Annotated in this window: 17 protein-coding genes; all 17 read right to left on the bottom strand. The window is 52.1% G+C overall.

The features are described from left to right. Nucleotides 1-217: 217 nt before the first annotated feature. The 17 genes from ACFQ3J_RS05090 to ACFQ3J_RS05000 all read right to left on the bottom strand — a co-directional run bounded on the left by ACFQ3J_RS05090 (nucleotide 218) and on the right by ACFQ3J_RS05000 (nucleotide 24,629). A complete protein-coding gene (locus tag ACFQ3J_RS05090; RefSeq protein ID WP_260067523.1) occupies nucleotides 218-1,060 on the bottom strand; it encodes a hypothetical protein in 843 nt (280 codons plus the stop codon). A 68-nt stretch (nucleotides 1,061-1,128) separates the two neighbouring features. Beyond that, a complete protein-coding gene (locus ACFQ3J_RS05085) occupies nucleotides 1,129-1,422 on the bottom strand; it encodes a glutamyl-tRNA amidotransferase (RefSeq protein ID WP_248551689.1) in 294 nt (97 codons plus the stop codon). A gap of 11 nt (nucleotides 1,423-1,433) precedes the next feature. After that, nucleotides 1,434-3,203, bottom strand: coding sequence for a VirD4-like conjugal transfer protein, CD1115 family (locus ACFQ3J_RS05080; protein WP_169284775.1), 1,770 nt, complete (start codon nucleotides 3,201-3,203; stop codon nucleotides 1,434-1,436). Further along, on the bottom strand, nucleotides 3,190-3,381 hold the full coding sequence (locus ACFQ3J_RS05075; RefSeq protein WP_021877380.1) for a hypothetical protein: 192 nt from the start codon (nucleotides 3,379-3,381) through the stop codon (nucleotides 3,190-3,192). The genes ACFQ3J_RS05080 and ACFQ3J_RS05075 overlap by 14 nt, the downstream gene beginning before the upstream one ends. Before the next feature lie 46 nt (nucleotides 3,382-3,427). Beyond that, nucleotides 3,428-4,342, bottom strand: coding sequence for a hypothetical protein (locus tag ACFQ3J_RS05070; RefSeq protein WP_049868196.1), 915 nt, complete (start codon nucleotides 4,340-4,342; stop codon nucleotides 3,428-3,430). Next, nucleotides 4,339-5,301: a PcfB family protein gene (locus ACFQ3J_RS05065; protein WP_169284776.1), complete on the bottom strand. Its 963-nt coding sequence runs from the start codon at nucleotides 5,299-5,301 to the stop codon at nucleotides 4,339-4,341. The genes ACFQ3J_RS05070 and ACFQ3J_RS05065 overlap by 4 nt, the downstream gene beginning before the upstream one ends. Then, nucleotides 5,243-6,634: a relaxase/mobilization nuclease domain-containing protein gene (locus tag ACFQ3J_RS05060; protein ID WP_260067522.1), complete on the bottom strand. Its 1,392-nt coding sequence runs from the start codon at nucleotides 6,632-6,634 to the stop codon at nucleotides 5,243-5,245. Before ACFQ3J_RS05060 ends, ACFQ3J_RS05065 begins: the two co-directional genes overlap by 59 nt. A gap of 14 nt (nucleotides 6,635-6,648) precedes the next feature. Then, nucleotides 6,649-7,014: a plasmid mobilization protein gene (locus ACFQ3J_RS05055; RefSeq protein ID WP_248551620.1), complete on the bottom strand. Its 366-nt coding sequence runs from the start codon at nucleotides 7,012-7,014 to the stop codon at nucleotides 6,649-6,651. A gap of 757 nt (nucleotides 7,015-7,771) precedes the next feature. After that, complete coding sequence (locus ACFQ3J_RS05050; RefSeq protein ID WP_169284778.1) at nucleotides 7,772-8,707, bottom strand: DUF3991 and TOPRIM domain-containing protein; 936 nt, start codon at nucleotides 8,705-8,707, stop codon at nucleotides 7,772-7,774. Nucleotides 8,708-8,807: 100 nt separating this feature from the next. Then, entirely contained in the window at nucleotides 8,808-9,095 is a 288-nt protein-coding gene (locus tag ACFQ3J_RS05045; protein ID WP_169284779.1) for a hypothetical protein, read from the bottom strand. A 78-nt stretch (nucleotides 9,096-9,173) separates the two neighbouring features. Further along, complete coding sequence (locus ACFQ3J_RS05040; RefSeq protein ID WP_260067521.1) at nucleotides 9,174-10,226, bottom strand: hypothetical protein; 1,053 nt, start codon at nucleotides 10,224-10,226, stop codon at nucleotides 9,174-9,176. A 75-nt stretch (nucleotides 10,227-10,301) separates the two neighbouring features. Beyond that, nucleotides 10,302-12,116: a reverse transcriptase/maturase family protein gene (locus tag ACFQ3J_RS05035; RefSeq protein WP_260067520.1), complete on the bottom strand. Its 1,815-nt coding sequence runs from the start codon at nucleotides 12,114-12,116 to the stop codon at nucleotides 10,302-10,304. 591 nt (nucleotides 12,117-12,707) lie between these two features. Then, nucleotides 12,708-18,926, bottom strand: coding sequence for an N-6 DNA methylase (locus ACFQ3J_RS27065; protein WP_427411133.1), 6,219 nt, complete (start codon nucleotides 18,924-18,926; stop codon nucleotides 12,708-12,710). A 13-nt stretch (nucleotides 18,927-18,939) separates the two neighbouring features. Beyond that, the gene (locus ACFQ3J_RS05015; protein WP_084781212.1) at nucleotides 18,940-19,206 is read right to left on the bottom strand and encodes a helix-turn-helix domain-containing protein; all 267 of its coding nucleotides are present in this window, start codon (nucleotides 19,204-19,206) and stop codon (nucleotides 18,940-18,942) included. Between the two features lie 14 nt (nucleotides 19,207-19,220). Beyond that, nucleotides 19,221-19,709 carry a hypothetical protein gene (locus ACFQ3J_RS05010; RefSeq protein WP_169284780.1) on the bottom strand — a complete coding sequence of 163 codons (489 nt, stop codon included), beginning with the start codon at nucleotides 19,707-19,709 and terminating at the stop codon, nucleotides 19,221-19,223. 30 nt (nucleotides 19,710-19,739) lie between these two features. Next, nucleotides 19,740-23,573 (bottom strand): DUF5704 domain-containing protein, encoded by a 3,834-nt coding sequence (locus ACFQ3J_RS05005; protein ID WP_248551617.1) that lies wholly within the window; start codon nucleotides 23,571-23,573, stop codon nucleotides 19,740-19,742. After that, nucleotides 23,574-24,629: a copper amine oxidase N-terminal domain-containing protein gene (locus ACFQ3J_RS05000; protein WP_248551616.1), complete on the bottom strand. Its 1,056-nt coding sequence runs from the start codon at nucleotides 24,627-24,629 to the stop codon at nucleotides 23,574-23,576. Nucleotides 24,630-24,789 lie beyond the last annotated feature (160 nt).

The following is a 24,789-nucleotide window of genomic DNA, read 5'->3' as shown; positions in this document are numbered from 1 at the left end:
ATCATCCTAACGCCGTTGGCTTGGCTATGCCCCCTTGGGCTATCCTTAAAGCAGTGTAGCTTTCATCCTCGTTCACAACATTTCATCTCGCCGCTCAGTCGTGGATAGATGATTTCTCCAACTTGCGACTTTACCAGTATGCTGCACTCCCCGTCAGGTTTCCCCTTCGGATAAACTGGTCGATGACAGCGCGGCGCGTACCGCGCCCGTTATATCTTTACGCTGCTGCCTTGCCAAAGGCAGGATTCACATAAACCCGCGCACGGGCTTTTTTGCCCATGCTTACGGACGCACTGAGTTCCCCAATATACGTCCACACCATCGTAACCGCGCCCGCACTAGCATCGACGGCTGGGGGAGCGGTGGCAAAAGCGGAATAGATGATACAAGCCAGTACAATAATCGCGCCTTCCAGACACGCTGCCGCGTACCCTTTCAGGAACGACTTGCCGATATTTTGGCTTGGCTCCCCCGCAAATGCGGACAGCGGAACGGGGGCTATTGCCGTATACAAATAGATACGGAAAAAGCGCCCGTACACCGAAAGGATCATCACAAAGGATAGTACCGTAATGAACAAACTGCCGAGAATGGTGACGATCCACAGTGGAATGCTTTGCCAGAAGCCAACGTCTTCAATCGCTTGCGCTACCGTATCCGGCAAGGCCATAGCCTCTGACGTTCCGAACCCGGAGCGTCCCATCATCGTTGAGATGATCCCCTGTACAATAGTAAAGAGAGCCATCATCAACTCCAGCCCATAGGTTACGACCGCCTTGGCGAGCACAAAGCGGATAAACAGCTTGACGGCCATCTCCGGCCTTTTCACTTCCGCAAAGCTGCCGGTAGTCTTCACAACGCCAATCACAAAAAATAAGACCAGGAGTGCCAATCCCGTAGCTTGCAACGCACCATGAATATCAATAATCACACGCCATACGCCGCCACCCTTAAAATCCGCTGGCGATTGCGTAACGAGGCTCCAGATTTCATTCATCTTATCGTTCCAGGTATCCAAGGCATTTTCGAGATTGTCGATGACCCAACTGTTTTTTGCCATATTCTCACCCCTTCCGTAAACAGGGGACAGACGAATCGTCCGCCCCCCCTTATGCTAAAGCTTCAAGCTCATCCGGCAATCAGGGCAAGGATTTCCTTCGTAAACGTAATAATGACTCCGCCGGCGAGTGTCAAAAATCCGTTTGCGCGCTGAGAAGGGTCATGGGACTTTAGCGACAACCCAATTTGAACAATGCCAAAACCGAGAATAATCATGCCGATCGCACGGATTAAACCGAATATAAAAGTAGATAGGTTGTTGATTGTCGTCATTGGATCGCCTTCTGCATAAGCGGTAGAGGTGAATACGGTTCCCGCTAAGATCAGCACGATGTACAGGGCCAGCAGCCGTTTCGTTTTCATTTTCAAGTTCATCATTCCCTTCGTATAAATAGCGACTCTACTTCTTCTTCCGAAAGAAGTTCATAATCCCCGTCTTCATGAAGGAACACGGATTGCCAGTCCAAAGCGTGTTCCGCGCCGCCATGCTGAAAGGGAAGACCGTTACCATCCGTCGTTAGCGAGACATGAGGATGCTTGAGCAAATCATATTTGTCGTCCTGGACTGGATGTTCGCCACGAATAAAGAGCAGGCAAAAGCGGTTATCCAGCAGCCTCACCTCGTCGGGTGTGAGCAATTCGCGGCCTGATTGCTGGTAATTGATCGAGTAGCTGCCGTTTCTCCCCTTGCTCTGGCCGTAGGTATTGGTGTCAATCGTTTCCTTACCAAGCAGCTCCGAGACGTATTTGTGGGTAGACTGTTCGTTGCCGCCCAAGTACAAAAATTCGTCGCAGTTGCCCACAATCGATTCCCATGCGTCCTTGTACAGCGCCTTGAGCTGCGCTAAATTTTGCAAAATGATAGAAACGGAAATTTCCCGGCTGCGCATCGTGGAGAGCAGCTTGTCAAATTCGTCGGGAAGCGCTACATTGGCGAACTCGTCCATCACAAAGTGAACATGAACCGGGAGACGTCCGCCGTGCCGATAGTCCGCTTCGTACATCAAGCATTGAAAAAGCTGTGTGTAGAGCATGCCGACAATGAAGTTGAAGCTGCTGTCGTTATCGGGAATGACGGCAAACATCGCCGTCTTCTTCTCCCCCATAACGGGCAATTCCATTTCGTCGACTATGCTCATCCCCGCAATCGTATGCAAGTTGAACTTCTCCAACCGAACGCCGAGGCCAATCAAAATGGACTTGGCCGTCTTGCCCGCCGCCAGCTTGAAAATGTTGTACTGCTTGACGGCAAGGTGTTCCGGATCGCGCATGGCCAGCCGCTCGAACAGCTCATCAAGTGGACTTTGGTACGTTTCGTCCTCTTCCCGCACCTCAGCAGCAGCGATCATATCCATCACCATCGGAAAGTTCTGCTCTTCCGGCGGCGCTTCATACAGGAGGTACAGCACGAGCGCTTCCAGCAAAGCGGTCTCGGAACGCTCCCAAAAGGGATCGTTTGTATTGCTGCCCTTAGGAGTCGTATTGCGAATCAGATTGGTAACCAGCTTGAGAACATCCTTGTCGTCTTGCAAATAGGCGAATGGATTGTAGCCATGCGAACGGTGCGGATTGATGAGGTCCAGCACCTTGATGTCGTAGTCTTTGGACTTGAGCAAATGGCCGGTATCGCGAAGAATCTCGCCCTTTGGATCAAGCACGACAAAGGACGTATGCGCCTGCATAACATTCGGCTTGGCGTAAAACCTTGTTTTGCCGGACCCGGAACCGCCGACGACAAGAACATTCAGGTTCCGGAGATGCTTGCGGCCATCCAAGCCGATGCGTACCTGCTGCGTCAGAATCTTGTTTTGTTCCGGTTGCTTGTCGCGATACTTGGCATTTATCCGTCCGGCCTTGCCCCATCGTGCGCTGCCATGCTCTTCGCGCCGCCGATAGTTGCGCGGGGACGCCAAGTAGATGCCGACCGAAATCCCATAAGTCAGCGTGAACAGCAACAAGCTTCGCGGCGTATCCTCGACCCATTGAATCTGGAAGGGATGGTTAATCGCTTCGCTGAGATGCAGCAGAAGTGCAGGTAATCCCTTTGACAAAGCAGGGGCGGCAAGCAGCGCCGCCCACACGACCGGAATAAAAAAAACCGCAAAGAGTAAAAGATTACTCCTTGCGGTTTCAGCGCGCCGCATGATGACTCCGGCGCTTTATTTTTTGATAGGGAGCGTCAATCGCTTTGAGCAGTAAATCGTCAACAGGATCGGTCGGCCGCTGCTGGCCGATCAAGTCGTTGCGGAGCGCATTTAAGGCGTTGATGACAATGCCATGCTCGTAATGATCCATTCTCAGGATGCGTTCTTCCTCTTTCATCGCCACTCCTCCCAACGGAAAAATGAAAAGCAGATTCATGCCACGACTAGCGGGTGGTGGAATCGCTGCGATTCTGTTGCTGCTGTTGCTGCTGTCGCTGCTGGGCCAGCATACGGTGCATTCGACGGGATATGTCGTGTGCCGCATCCTTCATCACCGTCAGCTCGGCGCGAATATGCTGCGGCTCCAACTCCTTGAGCCGTTCGTGAACCCGGCCGAAGCGGAAAGTAGCCGTCTCGACGCCGAACTTTTTGCAAAGCATATACGCAGCACAGTAAGCTTGAAAATTGTAATGTGAACGGCTGTAGTCGTTATGGCCGCGATCAATCTCCGCATGCGCCAGCTCCTGTGCGAGCGCCCGAAAAATGTCACCAGCCCCAAGTCCGCGACGTATCACGATGCTTCGCGTATCCGGCTGATAAAGCGCATGAACCTCCGCAGGCAAGCTATCTCCAATCGTAATCGGAATAGGTGACCGGTCCATCAATGCCTTGATGCGCGTGCGGTCATCCGGGTAGATCGGCGATTCCTTTTTCGGTGCGGTTGTTTGCGCAACATCGAACATCTTCTTGGGGTTGTAGCTGATTGCGGTACTCCCATCTTCCCGCTTGTATTCCTCGCCTGGCTCCAAGATGTAGAGGCCGGTTTCCTTGCGACGGATATAGACGCCTTGTTCTTTCCAGCTATCAAAATCAGCAATGCGAGTGGCATCCGGGCGCTGCGCGAGAATAAGCAGCGCATTCGCGACGCTGTAGAGATCAAAACGGCTTTGTACGTCCAGATAATGCTGAAATTGTTCGCCGTTTTGCGCAATGTCGGCTGTGGCAGTATCAATCGTCTCATACGTCCACTGCCGCAGTTCTTGCTTTTTTTGCGCCCATGCTTCTTTGTCGAACGGCTGCTCACGCTGACCGGAGGCCGTCGTGACTTGGGGCTGGAATAACTCGTCCAGTTCGCTCATTTCGATTTCCCTCGCTTTCGACTCCCGGCCATCGGAACGGATGCTTTACTGCCGGACGCCGACTTCCCGCGATCTCTGCGCTTAGGCAACGACGGTTCCTGCACCTGCTTCCGCCGTCTGCTCTCTGCCGCCCGGTTTTCCTCCCGAATTTCACGCAGCAATTGGCGGACGGACACTTTTTCCTTCGGCTTTTCAGGGTCAATCGTAACCCTTTCGTATGCCGCGCTGCGCTCGGAGGTAGGCGCGGACGGAGAGGATGGTTCCGTTGTCCTCTCCTCCTGTGTCGGCGGGAGGGGAAGCGGACGCTCCGGTTCCGTTCGCTCGACCTCCCACGCCTCGGCCGCCGGTTGATTGGCTCCCTGCTGCGCGTTTACCGGCTGAACCTCCGCCGCCGGCTCGGGCTTTCCCAACAGATCGTCCAAAAAATCCTCACTGACTGCCGCGCCCTCGTTTGAAGCTGGAGGCTCGCTGGTTCCTTCTTCGGGTGTTACGGCATGTTGCTCTGGTGGTTGCGCCGCTCCTTTACGCTCGTCCGACTGCTTCTCGCTGCGGGACTTCACAATCTCCTGCTTGATGCTGGCCGTATCTACGGTCGCCAGCTTGAAGCGTTCAACGATTCGGTTGATCTTGGACGCATCCTCGGCCCGCACCATGACATCGCAAAGCCCGTCCACATTTTTCTTGTCACGCAGCGCGCAATAGAGGACACCGTACCGCTTCGCTTCTTTGCAAAAAGTCGGCAAGTCTTCATTTCGTACTGCAAACACCTTCAGCTCCTTGCCGCTGCGCAGCAAGCTTTCCAGGCGAATGCGGCCTCTTGTTCGTTTTTGCCCTTGCAGGGCGGCGAACAAATAAACGGCCAGATGCTTCGCGCCTTCGCCGGAGATTTTCGCCATGACCTCAATGCCACGAAGACTCATGCTGACGACCTGATCGGCCGCTTCGGTTCCGCTGCTCATGGACATTGGCCTCCCTTCGTGTCGATTGGTCTTCCTCGTTACGTTGCAGCTTGTTTGCCAGTTCGTTGGATCGGGCAAGAATGCCCGTACAAAGCCTCACCTCCTTTCGGAGCTTCGCAAGCTGACGGGAAAGTTCGGCAATTTGCGACTTGTACGATTCGATTTGCTCAGGATGCTGGCAGCGGCGAAGCCGGTTGTACAGCATTTTGCGGGAGCCGTATCCTTGCCGCAATTCTGTTTGCAGCTCAGCGTGGTAAGCCAACAATTGTGCTTTGCTGGAAATGCCGTGACGACACAGCAGCCTGGTCTGCTCCGTAATGGCCGTCAGATGCCGCAAGTCTTCGCGCAATAAAAAAGACGTCCGTTTGAGGGACGCGCGGGAATGGGGCAGAATCCCCATCTTGAATAAGTACCGCAGATACAAGGCTTGCAGACCGCTAAATCTACGTCTGATGTGCAGGGTGCTGCGAACGATGACGGCTCGCCTGCGCCGCGGCAACGGCATGGGTGGCTGACGCTGCGGTAACTGGTTTTGCAGAATACGCTCTTTTATCGCATGCTCCGTATATTCATCGCCAAGACTACGCAATCGAACAAACCGCTCTTTGCCCGGCGGACGTACCGCCAAATGCTTGACGTTCGACTTCATTTCATAACCCTGCTTTCTAAGGATCGCGAAGAATTGCGTCACCGTCATGGCAGCGGCGATAGCGGCGTCGATGTCCTCGCGAATCAACCCGCGCCAAGTCGGCTTGCTCTCCTGTTCCGCTCGCCACTCGCCGTAATGCTTGGTCTTACCCGGTTCCGGCTGCTCGATGACCGATAAGGTATGCTCCCGGCAAAGTCGATCGGATGTTTGCCGCATCAGCGCGTAAGAGGCTTTGTTATCGTAATAGCGTTTACCATCCAGAAACGACACCGAGTTTAAGACGAAGTGATTGTGCAGATGCTCCTTGTCCAAATGGGTCGATACCACGACTTCAAAGCGCTCCCCCCATAATTCCTGTGCCAGTTTGACGCCAATGGCATGTGCCACCTCCGGCGTCGTTTCGCCCGGAGCAAACGCCTGATACCCATGAAAAGCTACAATGCCATCGGTCTTTTGAAATTGTCGTTTGGTTCGCAGCATTTGCTCGTAAGCGGTGAGCGGATCGCAATTGATCCCGCTCACGTAAAGCTGTTTTTCAGTTTTCGCATCCGCGCTGGTATAAGCGAGCACCTGATGTAAATCATCATGCGCTGCACGCGCTTGATCGGTTTTATCAGGATTGGTGGCATAATCCAGCACACGCTTGAGGCGGTCGGTAATATCCCATATTGCGGTTGTTGCCATGTACGCTGTCCCCTTTACGGTGGATGTACGTTAGAATTTCCTTGTAGCTCGATTCTCGGTTCCGGTGCGGTCACGGCCTGTTGAATCTGCTGGACGGCGCGGCGCAAGTGATCTGCTTCCTGCTGAAAAACTGCCCGATCCAAATGACCTGTCGCATGGGCCTTCGCTGCGAGTTGATTTAGGTTATTGCCGACGGCATGGAGCTCGCGCATCATCGCGAAATAGTCTTTTGGCGGCATCGCCTTCGGAACATAGCCATTAATGAGAGATCGAATATAACCCTCCTGTGAAAGTCCCGATTTTTTCGCGCTCGCTTGGAGTCTAGTGTTTTCATCATAGTTCACCCATACCTGAATGCGAATCGCTCGTCTTCTCATCATGTTCACTTCTTTCTTCAAAGGAAATGGCCCGCATGAAATAGCTGAATGGTTTCTGCTGTTTCTGAAAAATACCGATCATTGTTGAACCTATATTCTTGACAAAACAGCGTGCTGTTGAGGTAGGGGTATTAGGGGTTTGCCCCTAACAAGCGAATTTGGGAGACCAAATTCAGTGCTTGCTACAACACGAGACATTCGTCTCGCGTTGCCCTTCAAGGCACCTGCCGGGAAAAAGGGAGGGGCATCGAAACGACAAAAAGACGCTGATCGCTCAGCGTCTGTCACTTAAAGTTGTTCACACATCCTTTGCTGCATGGCGCAATATTCCATAATCTGACGGTGGAAAGAGGCGTCTGATTGGCGCAATGCTTTGCATCAGTTGCACGTATAATTGTCCCGTGCTATCATAAGAATAGAAACAAGGAGTCGGACGCCATCCGACTCCCCTGTACAACATTTGGGTGGGAAGCCTCCCAGAGAAGACTTATTCGAAAATAACCCGTACCCTCGGCGCTAACCTGGGCGGGTTATTTTCGCTTTTTCAGGTATGTGAGCAATGCCAGCAAGAACATGCCGAGCATAATCACTTCTGTAAGCGAAAATTGCATAAGCATCACCTCCGCTCTGGAGGCGATACTTTCCCACCCAAGTCAGTTGTACATCCGTATTATAACAAACAAAGAAATAGATTAATAGAACACAGAACCGCTTGTGTTCCCAGCGATTTCACCCGACGCCGAGCAAAATACAGAATACCTTATCGAGTTGGCTCTTCGCGCTGTTTACGATAGACCATCAGGTCGTCGTTTACATCTTTCACGAAGGGCGGCTCGTCAGAAATCTCATAAGTTTGACTGAATAATTGCCGAATCATCGCTGCCGCAGAACGGCCCGGTTCGTCGTTGTCCAAATGAAACACCAGACGCTTCACTTCCGGGTAGCTTTGCAAATAGTTAGTGAGTGCAGCCGGTGCGATGCTTTCCTTAGCGCTGTATATCCCGGCCAGCGACAGTTGATGCGATTGTCGCCAGTCTTTCCCTGCAATTGTCTCAAGGGTGCAGTAGGATAAGAGATCAATTGCACTTTCAAACAAATGCAGCTCGGTGCCGTTGTCATCGGCCGGTATAGCGAACGAATACCGTTTATCGCTGCCTGGCGCTTCGCCCAGATATCGAGTGTTGGTTGTCCCGCGAATTGCCGCATAGCGCGGAGTGCCTTGCAAATCAAACCCAACAAAAATCGCATTGTGGTACATTCGGCTTTCGTACAGTCGTCCCGTTTTGAGACAAAAATCGATTACATCGCGAGAAATGCCACGTTTGGAGAGATAAGCGACGACGCGATTCGAAGTCTCATACGGTTCGGGAAGCTCCAGCCGCGCATTTGAACCATCTTGCTGGATGGCAGAAGTAGCCGGAGCCATGTGAACTGGCGGATTACCGTCAATTTGCAGCACCGCATCGGGAAACGACATGCCTCTTACTTTAATGAGGTAGTCCAGCGCAGAACGACCTCCGATCCCCCTAGACCACCAGAACCATTTATCGTTGGAGATTTTAAGGCTGTCATGGGTTCGGGTCGAATAGGCGTTGCGTGAGCAACGAACCAGTTCGTATGGTTCGAAACATTGTAGATAGGTGAGCAGATCCCATTGCTTGGCACGTTCGATTTGTTCCTTGTTTACATAGCTCATTACCGTAGTTCCTCTCTAAAAAAGTAAGTAAGAGACGACGGCTTTATTACTCGTGTCTCTTAATCGTAAGGCTGATTTTCTTTCATCCTGCCGCACTTGGTCATCGTGCCTTACCCTTCTTTTTGGGATACAGATAAGCACTTCTTTCCCTCAACTCTGTAGCGCCTTTCTGTTTCATGAATGCGTCTAACTCGCTTTCATAGACTTGACTGGTCACCCCGTTCGAATCACGGATGTAATAATACGTGTCGCCAAATCCGTTCTTCCCTTTGGATATCAATTCTAATGCTGGCACGGTTTCTCCCTCCTCGGTCGGATCGGTTCCGTAACAAATAGGCGGTAGAATTGGGCAAAAGCATCCGCCGCCGCTTGGGATGGCATACAACATGTGCGTTCCTCCAGAAATGCGAAAAGGACCCCAAAGCCGGAGTCCATTTCGTCATGTGATTTTACCTTTCCATTGCTGCTATCGCTCTCGATCCGCAACCCGCCGTTCGGGTGCTTCCGGTTCTTCATCCGACACGCTGTCCACGGCTTCGTTTTCCCGTTTGTCCATGTTCAGCAGCACATTTAACTCCGCGAGCCGCGCGGACTTGGTTTGCAGTTCCTGCTCTTGCTTGAACGGTGCCTCGATCTGCTCCTTCGCCGTTACCATCTGTTGCTTGAGTGTTGCGAGCTGCTCACGGCAATAAGCGAGCTTATTCGGCAAATCCGACAAGGTATTGTTTATTCGACTCATATTGCCACCTGCATCCGGTCCTAACGTAATCGTATGGCCCAAAGCGCCGCGCAGTGTCACTTTGTATTCCTTTGCAAAGCTATCAAACGATAGCCATAAAGAAAAGCCCATGTAACTGCCTGCTTCCTGCGGATCGGGAGAGGTCATGCCCTTGCAGGCTTCTAATAGCGCTGCGCCCGCCGAAGCGCGTTCCGTATACGTAAAATCTTTGATGGTCATACCGGGAAAACGGGAATCGTCGCTGCTAGCCTTATCCGACACTTGGGTGCGCATGAACAAGGCCACGTCCTGCTCATACCCGGCAATACGTTCCTCCGTTGACTTAATTTGTTGCGGCAGCATTTTGAGCAGCCGATCCTCCAGCGCATATCGCTGGCTTAAATGATTGGCCTTGAGCAGCTTGAGCTTCGACACTTGAATGTCGAGGTCCATCTTCTCCTTGATGTACGGATTACCGGTCGCCAGCGCTTTAACCTCGGCATAGGACAACGCCGTCTCATCAATATCCTCGGCAGACCGTACCGGCGATTTGCTGGTCATAATCTGCGAGATAAACCGCTGCTTGTTCTCCAGCGTTTGATAAAGATAAGCGTCGAACGTGTTCTCTGTAACATAACGGAAGATGTGAACCTCGCGGTTCTGGTTGCCTTGCCGAATAATCCGCCCGCTGCGCTGCTCCAGGTCGCGTGGTCGCCACGGACAATCGAGGTCATGAAGCGCGATCAACTTGGTTTGAACGTTCGTTCCCGCGTAGGGTAAGCGCCCAGCGCCTTGCCGCATTACTGCGGTAGGTTTCCAAACGCTCCCCTCCGAACCGTACATACAACTCTCGCTGTATACGGCTCTCCAGTATTCTTAGTCTAACAATCCGGCGTGTAATTTCTTATGACAGCTAACGCAGAGCGCCATCGTTTTCCGCTTTCGAGCGACCATCACTTTTTCCCAAGCCCGTTTGCCTTTCAGGTCTTTTAGTTTCCTGACATGATGCATGTGGATGGAAACACCCTCTCCACCGCACCATTCACATTTGCGGGCTTTTATCCGGTCCATCATGCTTGTTCTAGCCATAGTGACCGAGATATTGTCGGGATTGTTGTCTATGGATGGGCTCGTATCCGGCATTTCTTGGCGTCTGAATCCTCCATTGTACAGAAACAGCGTCTTTTCGCCCGCAGTTGTTTGGTATTTGACCGCGAACTTCCCGTCAATGCAGTATTTTCTTTTGAGTTTCCCGATACTGCATTGATATTTCAGACAAAAGGTTCTGTACATGCTGTACTCCATCACATATTTGAAACTTTGGAGGTTGCTGACGTTGTGAGCTAATCGATAATAGTTGTATGTCCCCAGAATTTCGCTATTGTACTTTTTCAGAATTTCAAGGTCGTCATTGTCTACCAGATACCGTCTATGCGTAGGTCTCCAGATTTCTTTATGGTCTATATCCGTTTTGATGTGAAGAGCCTTATAGGCCAGCAGTTTCTTCAGCCACTTATCTTGCGGCATATACAGCAAGACTCGATTGCTCATGCTGCGCCTGCCGTTGTGTGTCTGTTGATCGCGGCAGACGCAGATATCGTAGCCTAAGAACCGTGCTTTGGTTGCTGTGTGCGTAATCAGCGTTTTTTCCTCGGACATTTCGAGCTTTAATGTTTCCCGAAGATAGTTGCCAATATCACGCTTAACCTGTAAGGCATCTTCCTTTGAACCAATAATTCCGACCAAGAAGTCGTCTGCATACCTGACATATTTGAGCCTGCGGAATGTGGGATCGAAGGGATCACGACAATGCACGCTCTGTATGCTGGCTTTCAGTGCCTTGATCTCCTGCAAAGCCAGTTGTTTTTCCTCGTCCGACACACCATTCCATCTCGCCTTGGTTTCTTTGCGCTTGACCGAGAGTCTGTATTCCCAGAAGCGATATTCTTTTGTTCGTTGATGAACAGTTCCTCTATCGAACGATTTGATATACTTTTCCATATGCTTATCAAACCGGTCGAGATAGATATTTGAAAGAATCGGGCTTATGATAGAGCCTTGCGCCGTGCCCGAGTAGGTATTATGGAATTTCCAATCTTCCAAATATCCGGCTTTAAGAAACTTCCATATCAAGGCGATAAAATATTCGTCGTCGATTCGTCGCCGCAGCGTATCCACCATAATATGATGGTCGATGTTGTCGAAGAAACCGCGAATGTCGCCTTCAACGAACCATTTCGCTCCTGTGAATTCCTTTTTAATTTGCGCCAGCGCGGTGTGGCAGCTTTTGTTCGGACGGAAGCCATGAGACAGGCGGGAGAACGCACTTTCAAAAATGCTTTCCAGCATCAGACGAACCACTTCTTGCACCAGTTTGTCATCGAAAGACGGGATACCGAGAGGCCGCTTTTTACCGTTTGCTTTCTCGATGTACACCCGTCTTGCGGGATTCGGCTGGTAAGAATGATTTCTCATGCTGTCGATAATCTTGGAGATACGTTCCATTCCCATGCCGTCAATGGTTTTTCCATCCGCGCCTTTGGTCATGTTGCCAGGTTTTGCGTAGATGTTTTGGTAGGCCATCAGATAAAATTCAGGGTTATACAAATTCCGATATAGCCGTTGAAATCGATATTTGGTGTTACACGCCTTAGTGCTTAGACTTTTTAATACCTCTAAAGGATTTCTCAATGTCTCGCACATCCTTCCTTTTTCAGTATTAAACGAATACCTGTTTCCCTTCGCCATGTAGACGGCTTTCCCGTCCTCGGACTACTATGGAAACTCCGTTGCCTTATCGGATTTTCAGAGCCTTGCGCTCATAGCTTGTTGCAAGCGTTCCGACTTAGGCAATCTCCGTTTAGACGATTGAAAATGGCTCGCTGTGATGTCGGATATGACGGTTCGTCCTTTTCCGTAAATTACGGCTTGGAAACATGCGGTATCATGTAAATGCACATGGGACACCGTACATTTACGCATGTTATACGGCGTATCAACTATCTTTCGCCGTAGCTGCACAATGGGGCCCATCGGACTGTCATTCAAGCAGTTTAGCTTTTATCCTCGTTCACAGCTTTTCATCTCGCCATTCAGTCGCGGTAGCGATAGTTTACCGACTTGTGGCTTTTCCTGCGTGCTATTGTCCCCGTCTGGTTTCCCTTTCGAGTAAGCAGGCTGATGATAGAGTGGTGTGGTCACACCGTGCATACCTTTCTCTACTACCTTGCCAAAGGTAGAATTTTCAATCGTCCGCAGATCGACCAGGATTCTGGCTGACCTTTACGGACGCACGCCCATCTTAAACGTCGATCCAAGCAGCACCCGAACCTGCCCCGTTCGTACTTTCGCAAACAATTCTTTCTTCTTCACTTCTGTGTTGGCGTCGTGAATAAAGGCGATCTCCTCTGCCGGAACGCCTTTCTCCGTCAGTTTTCGCCGCAGCTCGTCGTACACATTAAAGGTTCCGTCTTGCTTAGGGATAGAAAGGTCGCAAAAGACCAGTTGCGCGAGCCGCTGCTCACGACTATCGGCCCATTTCTGATAGACGTTATCCGCGCAAGCGCTTACCTTACTGCCTTCGTCATCGGGTAGCATGGCGTTTGCCAGCCGTTGATCGAGGGCCAGCTTGCGTCCGTCGTTGGTGATCTTGAGCATGTTGTCTTCATGCGGCTCTACTCGCTTCGCTCTCACCTGTTCGGCGCGGCTGGCGAGATCCGCGACCATCTCACGCTGAAAATCGCTCGGCGGCACAGCGACGTTGTGGAAGTAGGCTTTGGGAACCGGAAGCTGGAGCATATCCGCCGTCTGAATGTCCGCCACTTCCTTAAAAACGTTCATCAGCTCCGGCAAATTATAAAAACGGGCAAACCGCGTTTTCGCGCGATAGCCCGTTCCTTCTGGTGCCAATTCGATGGCGGTAACTGTTTCGCCAAATGTCGAAGCCCACGAATCAAAGTGCTGCAAGCCTTGCCCGCGTAGCCGCTCGTATTGCAAGTAGCGCTGCATCGTGTACATCTCGGTGATGGAGTTGGAGATCGGCGTACCCGTGGCAAAAATAATGCCCCGTCCTTCGGTCAATTCATCCAAATAGCGGCACTTGGCAAACATGTCCGACGACTTCTGCGCTTCGGTTTGCGACAGCCCGGCGACGTTGCGCATTTTCGTATAAAGGAACAGATTTTTATACGAGTCTGCTTCGTCGACGAACAATCGATCTATGCCGAGTTCCTCGAAGGTGACCACATCATCCTTACGGCTCGCGTCGCTCAGCTTCTCCAGCTTGACCTGCAGCGTCTTCTTTGTCCGCTCAAGCTGCTTGATGGCGTACCGCTCGCCCTTGGCTTCCTTTAGCTCGCGGATGCCGCTTGTGATTTCGGATATTTGCTCGTAAAGCTGCTGCCGCTGGCGCTCCGCCGAGATCGGAATTTTTTCAAATTGCGAGTGGCCGATAATAATCGCGTCGTAATCGCCGGTGGCAATCCGTGCGCAGAACGTCTTCCGGTTCTTCGTTTCAAAATCCTTCTTGGTGGCGACCAGCACGTTCGCGGACGGATAGAGCATCAAAAATTCCGCTGCCCATTGCTCGGTCAGATGATTAGGAACAACCAGCATGCTTTTGTTGCACAGGCCCAAATGCTTGCTTTCCATAGCCGCGGCGGTCATTGCAAAGGTTTTGCCCGCGCCGACGCAATGGGCGAACAGGGAATTGCCGCCGTAGAGCGTGCGGGCAACCGCATTGACCTGATGCTGCCGCAACCGGATTTCCGGATTCATCCCGGTGAAGCGGATATGACTTCCATCATATTCGCGCGGACGGATGGAATTGAACCGATCATTGTACAGTCGCGTGAGCTGCTCCCGGCGCTGCGGATCTTGCCATATCCAGTCTCGAAACGCTTCCTTCATGGCTTCCTGCTTTTGCTGTGCGATAGCCGTTTCCTGCTTGTTCAGCACCCGCTTTTCCACACCGTTCTCAACGGCCGTATCGAAAATTCTTACATCCCGCAGATTCAGCGTGTCTTCGAGAATTTTGTACGCATTGATGCGATTCGTACCATAGGTGACATTAGCCTTAATATTGTTACTGCGATCATCGCTTTTGCCTTTGACGTTCCAGGCTGCTGTGTAGCCAGAATACATCACATTGATGGAGGTTTGGTACATATACGGCGTATCCACCAGTTCGAAAATGAATGCCCGAATGACTTCCGGCGGCAGCCAGGTTGCGCCCAGTCGCACATCAATCTCGGAAGCGTCCAAGTCCTTCGGCTGCACGGCTTCCAGCGCTCTAACATTTTCAGCGTACCGCTCGGTGTCATAGGCCGCAAACTGTTTGGCAGCGCGCAGCTTTTCACGCACATTGCCCGATAAATACGCATCCGCTGTTTCGTAGGTCGGTTGTCCTTCTTCGTCCAGATTCTCAGGATTCGGGAAGATCACGCCGCGAAGCTCCTGCACAAGCTGTTCCTGCGCGAGTCCGGTCAACTCTGCCATATACGGCAGATCGACGCGAGCTTTCGTACCGATGGAAACCGCCAGCGCCTCCGAGGCCGTATCCACCTGTTTGATGTTGGCTCGTTGCCGAATGGTACGCTTCGTGAACATATCCGCCTTACGTAGCAACCGTCCTTCCTCATCTATGACTTCCAACGAACAGAGAAGGAAGTACGAGCTGTCATCCGAAAAGGCAAGGCTATTGGCGCGACTGTTAATCAGGCCGTATTGCGCTGTGAACCGTTCATATTGCGTATCCAGCTTGCGCTGCTGCTCCCTTATCGCTTCGTCGCTGTAATCCTCGGTCTGGTATTCGATCAGTTCGCGCACCGTGTCCCGAAGCTGAATCATGCCCTTGATACGACCCGCCGCAGTTGCTGATGTTTCAACCGGCCGCATCCGGCTGTTTTCCCGAAAATAGATTCGTCCCTCGACCAGCGCAAAGCTGAAATTACGAACGGACGGGTCGGCAAGCAGGGAGACCTCTTCCTCCTCCGGCTGTTCCTCCCGTTCCAACTCGACCCACTCCGCATGGATGTTCGTCAGTGCCTCACGCAAAAGCTCGTCCAAAGGAGCGTCCGGGTAGGGCCGGCAGGTCGTTTCCTGTTGATTGCCGTACATCCGGTCATCGTAGGCCATCGTACCAAGCACCATTTCGGGGCGGGCTGCAAAGTAGCTATTCACCGGCACATCCTCTGCCGTAACGCCGAGCGAAAGCCATTCCTCGGTTTGCTCGCTGACAGCCACCATCCGGTCCCGTTTTTGCAAAAACAAAATGTCGGCGGTCACTTCGGTTCCGGCATTCGCCAGGAACGCATTGCTAGGCAGACGCACCGCGCCGAGCAGCGCGGCCCGTTCCGCGATGTATTTTCGGACGGTTGGGTTTTGTTTGTCCATCGTCCCTTTCGACGTAATGAAGGCGACAATCCCGCCTGGACGAACCTTATCCAGCGTCTTCGCAAAAAAGTAGTCGTGAATCAGAAACTTGTGCTTATCGTATTTTTTGTCGGCCACGCCGTAGCTGCCGAACGGCACGTTGCCAACCGCGAGGTCAAAAAAACTGTCCGGCAAGCTGGTCTGCTCGTAGCCGCTGACAGCAATCGATACTTGTGGGTAAAGCTGCCGCGCGATGCGCCCGGTGATGCTGTCCAACTCCACGCCAAACAGCCGAGCGTCCTGAAATGACTCCGGCAATAGACCGAAAAAATTGCCGATGCCGCAAGACGGCTCCAAAATATTACCGCTACGGAAGCCCATCCTCTCCAGGCATTCGTACATCGCCTTGATGACGATTGGAGAGGTGTAATGCGCATTCAACGTGGAGGCACGGGCAGACTCATATTCCTCCGGGTCCAGTAAATCTCGCAGTTCCGCATACTCCGTTCCCCATTGTGGATTTCCTTCATCGAATGCCTGTGGAATCCCGCCCCAACCAACATAGCGGGCAAGCACGGTTTGTTCATCCACTGTCGCCTGACGGTTATCCTTCTCCAGTTGCCCGAGCAGCCGAATGGCTTCCACGTTCCATTTGTACTTGGTTTTCGCTCCGCCGTGTCCCAAATCGTTATTCGTAATCCGGTAGTTGCTGGCTGTAGTCGATTCAAGTTGGTTCTCGGGCGTGGCAGGAGAAGAAGTGCCGAGAGATATCCTGTCCTCGTCTGCTTGTGTCGCTTGCTCCGGTTCGTCCACCGGTTCCATATCCCATTCCGCATGTTCCGAATCCAATTCCTGCTGGCCGGAAATTAGATGATCGTTCAGTGGATTCTCGCGCAGCATGCGTTCGAAATCCCGGCGGTTCATTTCCTGCATGAATAACGGAAATTGAACGTTCTGCAGCACAACCTTTCGCGGCTCCAGTTGCGCAATTTCGAATTCATCCGCACCGATAAAGACTTTGCTGCCCTCGGCATAGGCATAATGCGCATGAACCCGATTGGGTGTTTGTATTTGCTGTGATTCATTCGATTGCCATTCGGATAGCGGTTGGATGTGTTCCGTTGTTTCCGATATTCGTTGCCTGCGCTGCTCCTCCTGTTGCTCGGCATAAGCAGGCAATCGCTCTTCTTCCTGACGGTTCAGGTAGCGACCTGCTGCCAGCAACTCACCGATACGCTTCTGTACCTTGATCCACGGCAACACAACCCGTACATTCGGGTTCATAATGGAACCGCGTGTCAGCGTAATCCCCTTACTATCGTGATTTTCATGAATATCCGTGCCGATCAAGGCAGAAAGGCGTCCGCCAGTGCCATATTCCCGTTTCAGAAAATCCGCGTTTTCTTGCGCGGATAACGACTGTTGGAAAAAGAGCGCAACGCGAAGTTTCCCGTTCTCAATGCCGCTGCCGTTTTGCAGAACGGTGTCGATTGCAGCTTGTGGAAGTGAAAAAGCGGAGGCTTTATCGCTCTCCGCTTGTTCCACCCATAAGGTCTGTTGCTGAATAGAAGGCATCGACTTTCGAGCAGGATCAAACTCGTTAAGGATGATCATGCTGTCGATATGCCCGGCAATAACCGACCAATCGTAAAAGCTCTGCGCCGTCTTGCGTTCTGCCGTGCCTGTCCAAAGACGCAACACGTTGAGGTACGGCTCAAATCCGGCTTGCGTGCCGTCGGCTAGTGTCAACTCGGTGATTCCTGCTGGGAACAAGTTGCGTATATACAGCGTTCGTTCCCGATTGTCCTCATGTATGCCGTAAAATGCTTCTATAGCTGCCTTGCTCTCTGAAAGCGGTGCAGCGCGGAGCATGTCGTTGATGACCGTCTGGTCATGAAAAAACGGAAGACTTCTGTCCTCCGTTTCCCGGTCGTACCATTTTAGTGATAAATCAACTCTGCGAGAATCAGTTCCTCGGCCTGTTGCTTCAGGCTGTTCATGTGACCCATCCAGCCCATCGGGTCGGTCGCCTTCTCCGGTGCTGGATACTGCCGGATCAGTTCCTGCATCGTCAGGTCGATCTGCTCCCGCGCTGTCCGGTCGATGTCCGCCAGATGCTGATTCAACTGCTCCGACAGCATCAGATGGGCGTAGGTTCCCCTCCGTTGGTCCTTGAGAAACGTCTTGCGCAACATCCCATATTTCCCGAACCTCATCGGATCGGCCATCGTCAGGTCGGGCAGGAGGTAATCCCCGTTCGGCGTGTAGGTCAGTTCCATGTTTCATCATCCTTTCGCGTGCTTTAGCTTCATTTTGCGGCAAGGATTCTGGCCTTGCAACGGTACGGCTGGCCTGACGCTCTTTTTTTCGCTGCTCATCGCGGCGCATCGCCCGGACGGTGGATTCAATCTCACGCAGCATGGTTTCAGCTACGTCGCTGATCGCCGCGCCCAAATGAGAGAGCGCAGGGAGCGTATTGAAATAGCCGACGCCGGACAGATCGTCAACGCTGATGTAATGGGAGGGTTCCAAACCGCAGCGTGTCAGCGCCATAAAGGCGACCGCGTATTGTGCGGCTTCCCTGAACAGCAGTTCTACATGCGGCTCATCCAGTTCTTCCAGCAGGCTGCTGTCGCGTTCGGTGAGCAGCATCCGCACGTAATCGGCGCTATGATCCTCCACCGCGTTTCGGGCAGCGGACAACAGCGCGTCAACCAGTTCCATCCCCGATCCCGATTCACTGCCAAACGCATTTTCCAGCGTTTCAATGACAGCCTCCGTGTCCGGCACCTCCATGCGCCACAGGGGGACGGTTTGTCGGCTTCGGCTCTGCGTATCTGACACATCGAAGACATGACGCAACCCCAAATGACTGCCCCGATCCTCGATCAACGCGATGCCTTTTGCGCCGCGCTTTACCCACCGGTTCAACCGATTGTTCCAGATTTCAATCGCCGCGCAGGCTGTAGCATCTGGACGCTGCGCGTAGATCAACAGTTGATCCTGAAACGGATACTTGTAGTTCCAGGCTGCCGTCCGTAAAAAATCGGCCCAGCGCTCGGGATGATCTGAAACCGCGTGGGCCGTACTCGCGGCAAGCTCGGCGATTCGCTGTAACTTTGCTGTCACCGGTCGCACCTCCTTATACGAAGGTAATTTGGTTCGTCAGACGAATGCCTTCCTCGGAATATCTTGGCGTGAGCCGAATAAGTCCATTTTGCTGAAGCCGATGTAGGTTGCGACGCACAGCAGAAGTGGAAAGACCCACCTCTGACGCAAGTCGCCTGGACGAAAGCAGTACCGCGCCGTTTCGCCCGCCTGCACGATCCAACAAATAGCTGTACAGCAGCTTCGCTGCAGGGGGAATAGATGCTCCGGTCAGCAACCGGTAACGGGCAAGATCATTCATAGAAGTGCATCCTCCTATCGTTCCAGTTCAGACTTCTGCTTTAGTGGTGCCGATGAAGGGGAATGGAGGGGCGACGAAAATTCATTCATTCGCTCCGGCCGGGCAAAGCAATATAAATAGAAGTTATAGTCGCCGGCACGCGGAAAGCATCGCAGATAGTAACGATGCTTTGCCGTCTGTAAACAAAAGCCATAGACATCGCTGTGCCGTGCGCTTGGTAGACGGGCCTCTGGATGTTTTATACAAAAATCGTGCATGCCACTGCGGTTTTGAAGCAGCCCCTGTTCCGTCAACGCTTGAATGACCGCTCCAAGCTCCTCCCGAAAATCAGGAGTTTTCAACGAAGAGATATGTTCGAACCAAGTCGCCCAGAATGCCTCCCCATCTTTGCCGAAATCACCGCGCACATGCCCAATACAACCGCGTTCTGTATCCTTCTCGATGGAGGCGGAATAAAAATAAGCCTCATCCTCAGATGTGGCAATCTTCAACTTCTCAATCATGCTCTTTTCCTCCCAAACGATATGCTGTCTTTAATGGGTGCCGCCCGTACCAAAATCGTCGTAGCTAGACAAGTCGGCGTGATAAAACACAACGTCCCCGTCTAGCAAAGAGAACATCCCCCCGTAAGGATCGACAAAACTGCGCTGAAAACCTTCCATCTGCCACTGGTTGTCCAGCGGCGCATTTTTATACTGCAAATGCGGGTGAGCAATGTCCTTATTGCGAATGGTTTCGATGTCAAAATTGACTACAAAATAGCCGTCACGCAGGAAGATCGGCGCATTGTCGTCCAACCGGTGGGTACGTCCGTACTCGGCCAGATTCATGCCTGCTGGCACTGCATAGGGAGCAGCGGGAAGGCTATACTCGCCAAACCAGCGCTGCACCGAGGCATTAGCTCGTGCAGTATCAATGCCGGACGGCACCTGCATACTGCCGATAAACATCCGAAGCTGCGAAGGAAGTAACATTCCGTCGTAGCCGCCGACGTAAATCCGCTTTTGCGCCGCTTCCTTCAAATACTGCTGTACATACGATGTCTGACTGCCAGAAGAACCATTCACCCTCCAAAGTGAACTGGCAGTATTGGATAACTCCTGCTGCGACACATTGCGCATACGGGTATCAAGCGTCACCAGCCGCTGCTCGGTGTCTTCCGTGGAGCCGATCCGAATAAACCGCTTGGTTCCCGAATGATAGTACAAGTCCACCTGTTGTCGGTTTTTGCCCTGCTTGTCAACGAAATAAAAGGTAGGCGTGATTTTAATCCCGTCGCCCGCGCTGAACATGTTGCCGAGCGTTTTGACCTCAAATTTGAAGTGATAGCCTGTTTTTACAACAACATTTTTCTTTCCGCTCTCCGGGTGACTGCCGGGCCGAATCGGCAGCACGTAAGGGGCCGTATTGCCGCGCGTCGCGCCGTCGATACCTTTTGTACCAACCCAATAGCTATTTCCGGTCGGCGTCGCACTGCCTGCCGCCGTTCTGAACACCTTTTCCCACTGGTAGTCGGCAACATCGGTAATTCGGAAGTCGAACAGACGGCCAATAACCTCAACCGCCACAACTTGCGTCGCCACATGATTAGTTAAGTCCAAATTGGCATTACTTTGTGATGTGAATGAAGCCGGACTGTTTTCGGCAAACGTTCGGAATAGTACATCATAATTTCCCTCATCTACCCAAACGGGCATGTAAAAAGTGGTTGTAAGCTGGCCGACAGGAATCGAAGTCCAGGTGTCCTTCGGAATCAACGTTGCGTGGTCAGCCTTGTATACATCGAATGGGAACCTTACCTGCTTGTCTCGCACATATTTGGCATAGTCCCGATTGCCGTAGCCGATAATGTCTCGGTGCGGCCCGCTGGTAGGAATCGTCACGGTAAAGGAGCGATCCAGAATAAGCGCCGAACGATCGGCTGTCGGCACCGTTTTCTGATTGTGCGCCTGATCGTCGGCTACAGATGCCAGATTGACGACGGGGGTATGCACCGTCACCGGATTGATGCCGTTGATCGGGAAGCTTTGGTTCGACCCGCCTCCGATGCCCTTGACCAGCGTATAATAAATCGTCCCCGTGCTTGGCTGGCTCCCCTTGTTCGTTTTAGTCGCATCGATGACAAATCCCGAACCATATAAAACATCCTGACCGATCATGGGAGATGCGGGAATCGCCCCCGGAGCAGGAGCCGTTTCCTCCACCGTCCGATTGTCCATGATCGTTTGTCCATTAAAGACGACCGTGTCGTTCTTGACCTTGATTTTCCCGACCGCATTTTCAGCCTCTGACTTCCAGTTCTCGCTTGGAACCGAAGGTCTACTGGAGCCGCCGTAAACCGTTTGACCGGAAAGCACAACGTTGCGATACACCGGGTCCGTAATATGGGACGAGACCGCTGCATCATGGGTGGCGGAAACAGACGGTGCGGTATACCCGTTTGCTTGCAGCGTTACCGAACCGGAGGGCAGGGCATAGTTGGCGACTGTCGCCTTCTGTAAGCCGTACACTTCCAAACGGTCTACCAGCCAATAGCTGTACTTTCGTTCCACACTGTAGCTTTGGGTGACCGTTTGCGTGTCGGATCGGGATACCGGAATCGTGGTCGAATGACCTTCGCTATCCGGCGGGCCGGGAACATATTCCGTCCATCTCAGCGTATAGGTGCGACTGACTGTAATCGGATACGATTTCGAGCCTTTCACTTCTGTGAACGTGTTGCGATACAAATACGCTTTGGCGCTCGCGTTAACATAAAGGCTTTCAGAGGTCGGTATTCCCTTTAAAACGTCAAATCGTTCAGCGCCGCGAGAATCCGCCTTTATGATCGCCGATGCCGTGGCATCCATCGCCTCGACTTGCTGGCTCGTGCCAGGTAACGAGGTATCGCCGCCGTCACTGTCGCCTTTGCGTACGGTGTGATCCGAGGTGGAATCTCCGCTGTTACCATTAGCATCTTTCACGACGACCGTGATTTTGACGGTAATGCTGGAGCCGGATGTGAATGGAATTTTGATCGGCAGCGATTTACTTGCCGTCAGCCCGCTGAGTGAGCCGGACTTATCGTTAGGCGTAACGAATGTTGCGTTCTCTATTTTTGTGATCTCATACGTTTTGAGCGGCACGGGTGACTTCGCTTCAAATACAAAATTCCCATCAACCGTGGTAACTGAAGCCTCGACGTTATCTGGTGCGTCGATACGGGAGGTCACGGTAATCGGGGAAGGAATTTTATAGATGCCGACGAAATTGGAGCCGCCAGAGCCAACCAAGATGGAGCGTTCGAGCAGCTTCGCGTCGCCTTTTTCTTGTATGAATAGCTTCTCATCCGGCTTCTTGTTGTTTGTGATATATGTGCGAACAATTTCATAGGTCTGGCCGCCAGATGTGAGCTGCGGATCAAACGTATAGTTCACTTCCTCTCCAGTCTCGTAGACGCCTTTGTCGACTTCCTTGAGCTTCGTACCATCTTCCTTTTGATAGATCGCCTTTACCGGGTTATTTTCAGCGTATTCGGCAATCGCGTCCGTTCCGCCAAGCGCCGCCGTGAAGCTTCGCGTTCGCACCTTCGGATTTGTATCCGGATTTTCCTGTAACCAGCTTTTCTGCGTTAGGTCCTTCTTCGGCGATAGGTAGGAGCGGACAATACTGTACGTTTTCCCGTTATCCTCAATCGTCGCAGGAAACTCGTGGTTGATCGTCTCGCCGACTTTGTAGTCACCCTTATGGAACGTGACCTCAGGCTGCTTGAGGATCGTTCCTCCCACGGTTTTCGCAACGACATCGACAGGAAAATTCGCGCTGCGATAGGGGACGTGAATCCCAAAGTAATCATCGAGATCATCCGGGTGCGCCCAAGGTTCAGCGTTCTTGATTCCTTCTAACGTGTAAAATGGGCCTTTGCGCACGTTTCCATTGCCATCGACGGAAACCATGATTGCGTACAAGTACAGGTCGTCGTTGTCCTTGATGTCTCCCATGCCTGCTTGCCACATGCCGTCCGTTACTAAATCTTCACTGACTTCGTAGTAGGTCGTGACCGGCTCTCCGGGAATTGGGGGGTTCGGATTTTGCGCGACTTGACGCACCTGTTGATTGACAAATGATGCGTGACTGCCGTTACGCGGATCACTGCACTGTTTGGATGATGTATTCGTGCAGAGTTGGTCACGACGCACCGTCCAACCTACCGTTCTGTAGCGGATGGACGAGGTTGCTGCTGTGCTAGTGATTTCAAATTTGATCTTACCCTCATCTACCCGGACAGCCGGTGTCGCGGCATTCGTAAGAAACGGAAAGCACGACAATAAAAAAGAGCATGCCAGCAGCATGCTCAACGTGATTCGTATGAATTTAGGTTTGCGCATCTAGTTCGAGTCCGCCTTTCTAATGATATGATTGCGGAACAAACTTGCATTCGGATCGACCTTCAACGTATTTCCCCAATCGCCGCCTACATTAGTGGATAGAGAAATATCGGCGTAGCCTTCGTACCAAACACCTTTCTCAAACGTTTGTTTTTTCGGGAACCACTCATCGTAAAGCAAGTCATTGCTTGCCTTGTACGAGACGAATTTAATCCTGAACTTGGATCGCACAAAGTTGTTGCCAAACCCATCTTTATAAATCATGGATGGCTCGGGATCAAGATAGCCTTCCATCTGGATTTGGTTCTCTTTGACCCATTCTGCGTAGCGGCGAATATGCTTCAGTTCGGCATCAGAGTTTTGCATTTTGGTAGCAAAAACCGCCTGCGCCCACGCGTCATCAATCGTGTTGTAATTTACATTCAGCCAAAGCACACCGAATGCTTTCAGTCTTCCCATCCAAATATCCACGTTCTTCTTGTTGAATTCCGGCTTCGTCGAATAAAGGACGGATGAAACTTTGCTGTCTGTTGGATGCGAAAATGGATAGCCCATCTCGTACATTTCGTTCGGAACGTCCGCAAGAATGTATGGATAATCGCTCGCATTCTTCGGTAAGTCGGTCGTGCGTATCAAGCGCCCCCATTGGTCGGTCTGCGCCGTGCTATCTTCGCTGGCCTTGATAAACACGGTGTCTGTCGGATTGTCCCAATCCACCTTCGCACCCAATACCTCGCTGACGAAACGGAGCGGCACAAACGTTCGACCGCCGCTCAGGATGGCTTTCGTATCCAAAGTGACCGCTTTGCCATCTACCTGCACAACATTTTGGTCAATCGTCAGAACGATAGATTGATCGTCACTCGTAATCGGAACCGTTTGTGTTTTCGATTCCCAGCCGACTTTCGCTCCGAGCGATTCGGCGACAAAGCGTACCGGGACGAGCGTTCGCCCGTTCTCATCAATAAACGCCTGCGCGTCTGGAAACCAGATTTTTTGGCCGTCCATGACGACGCTGACAAAGGTTGGCGGTTTACTGGCTGCGCTTGCCGTCAAACTGAATATACTTCCGAAAAGTGTCACAATGAGGAGGGATACTAACCTTCTTTTCAAATGCCTCACTCCCTAAAGAAAATGTGCGAAACTGGAAAAACTTTCTGTTGCCTACATCATAGTGCCGATTCTGTTGCCTGTCCACTGTCCGGTAGCCTCTCCT

The organism is Paenibacillus provencensis, assembly GCF_042678545.1.
GTDB classification, from domain to species: domain Bacteria; phylum Bacillota; class Bacilli; order Paenibacillales; family Paenibacillaceae; genus Paenibacillus; species Paenibacillus provencensis.
This window is presented reverse-complemented; position numbering and strand designations above follow the sequence as displayed.

Excerpts from the sequence above, each read along its gene's own strand:
- ACFQ3J_RS05090 (WP_260067523.1), bottom strand. The coding sequence starts at position 1,060 with ATGGCAAAAAACAGTTGGGTCATCGACAATCTCGAAAATGCCTTGGAT.
- ACFQ3J_RS05085 (WP_248551689.1), bottom strand. The coding sequence starts at position 1,422 with ATGAAAACGAAACGGCTGCTGGCCCTGTACATCGTGCTGATCTTAGCG.
- ACFQ3J_RS05080 (WP_169284775.1), bottom strand. The coding sequence starts at position 3,203 with ATGCGGCGCGCTGAAACCGCAAGGAGTAATCTTTTACTCTTTGCGGTT.
- ACFQ3J_RS05075 (WP_021877380.1), bottom strand. The coding sequence starts at position 3,381 with ATGAAAGAGGAAGAACGCATCCTGAGAATGGATCATTACGAGCATGGC.
- ACFQ3J_RS05070 (WP_049868196.1), bottom strand. The coding sequence starts at position 4,342 with ATGAGCGAACTGGACGAGTTATTCCAGCCCCAAGTCACGACGGCCTCC.
- ACFQ3J_RS05065 (WP_169284776.1), bottom strand. The coding sequence starts at position 5,301 with ATGAGCAGCGGAACCGAAGCGGCCGATCAGGTCGTCAGCATGAGTCTT.
- ACFQ3J_RS05060 (WP_260067522.1), bottom strand. The coding sequence starts at position 6,634 with ATGGCAACAACCGCAATATGGGATATTACCGACCGCCTCAAGCGTGTG.
- ACFQ3J_RS05055 (WP_248551620.1), bottom strand. The coding sequence starts at position 7,014 with ATGATGAGAAGACGAGCGATTCGCATTCAGGTATGGGTGAACTATGAT.
- ACFQ3J_RS05050 (WP_169284778.1), bottom strand. The coding sequence starts at position 8,707 with ATGAGCTATGTAAACAAGGAACAAATCGAACGTGCCAAGCAATGGGAT.
- ACFQ3J_RS05045 (WP_169284779.1), bottom strand. The coding sequence starts at position 9,095 with ATGTTGTATGCCATCCCAAGCGGCGGCGGATGCTTTTGCCCAATTCTA.
- ACFQ3J_RS05040 (WP_260067521.1), bottom strand. The coding sequence starts at position 10,226 with ATGCGGCAAGGCGCTGGGCGCTTACCCTACGCGGGAACGAACGTTCAA.
- ACFQ3J_RS05015 (WP_084781212.1), bottom strand. The coding sequence starts at position 19,206 with ATGAATGATCTTGCCCGTTACCGGTTGCTGACCGGAGCATCTATTCCC.
- ACFQ3J_RS05010 (WP_169284780.1), bottom strand. The coding sequence starts at position 19,709 with ATGATTGAGAAGTTGAAGATTGCCACATCTGAGGATGAGGCTTATTTT.
- ACFQ3J_RS05005 (WP_248551617.1), bottom strand. The coding sequence starts at position 23,573 with ATGCGCAAACCTAAATTCATACGAATCACGTTGAGCATGCTGCTGGCA.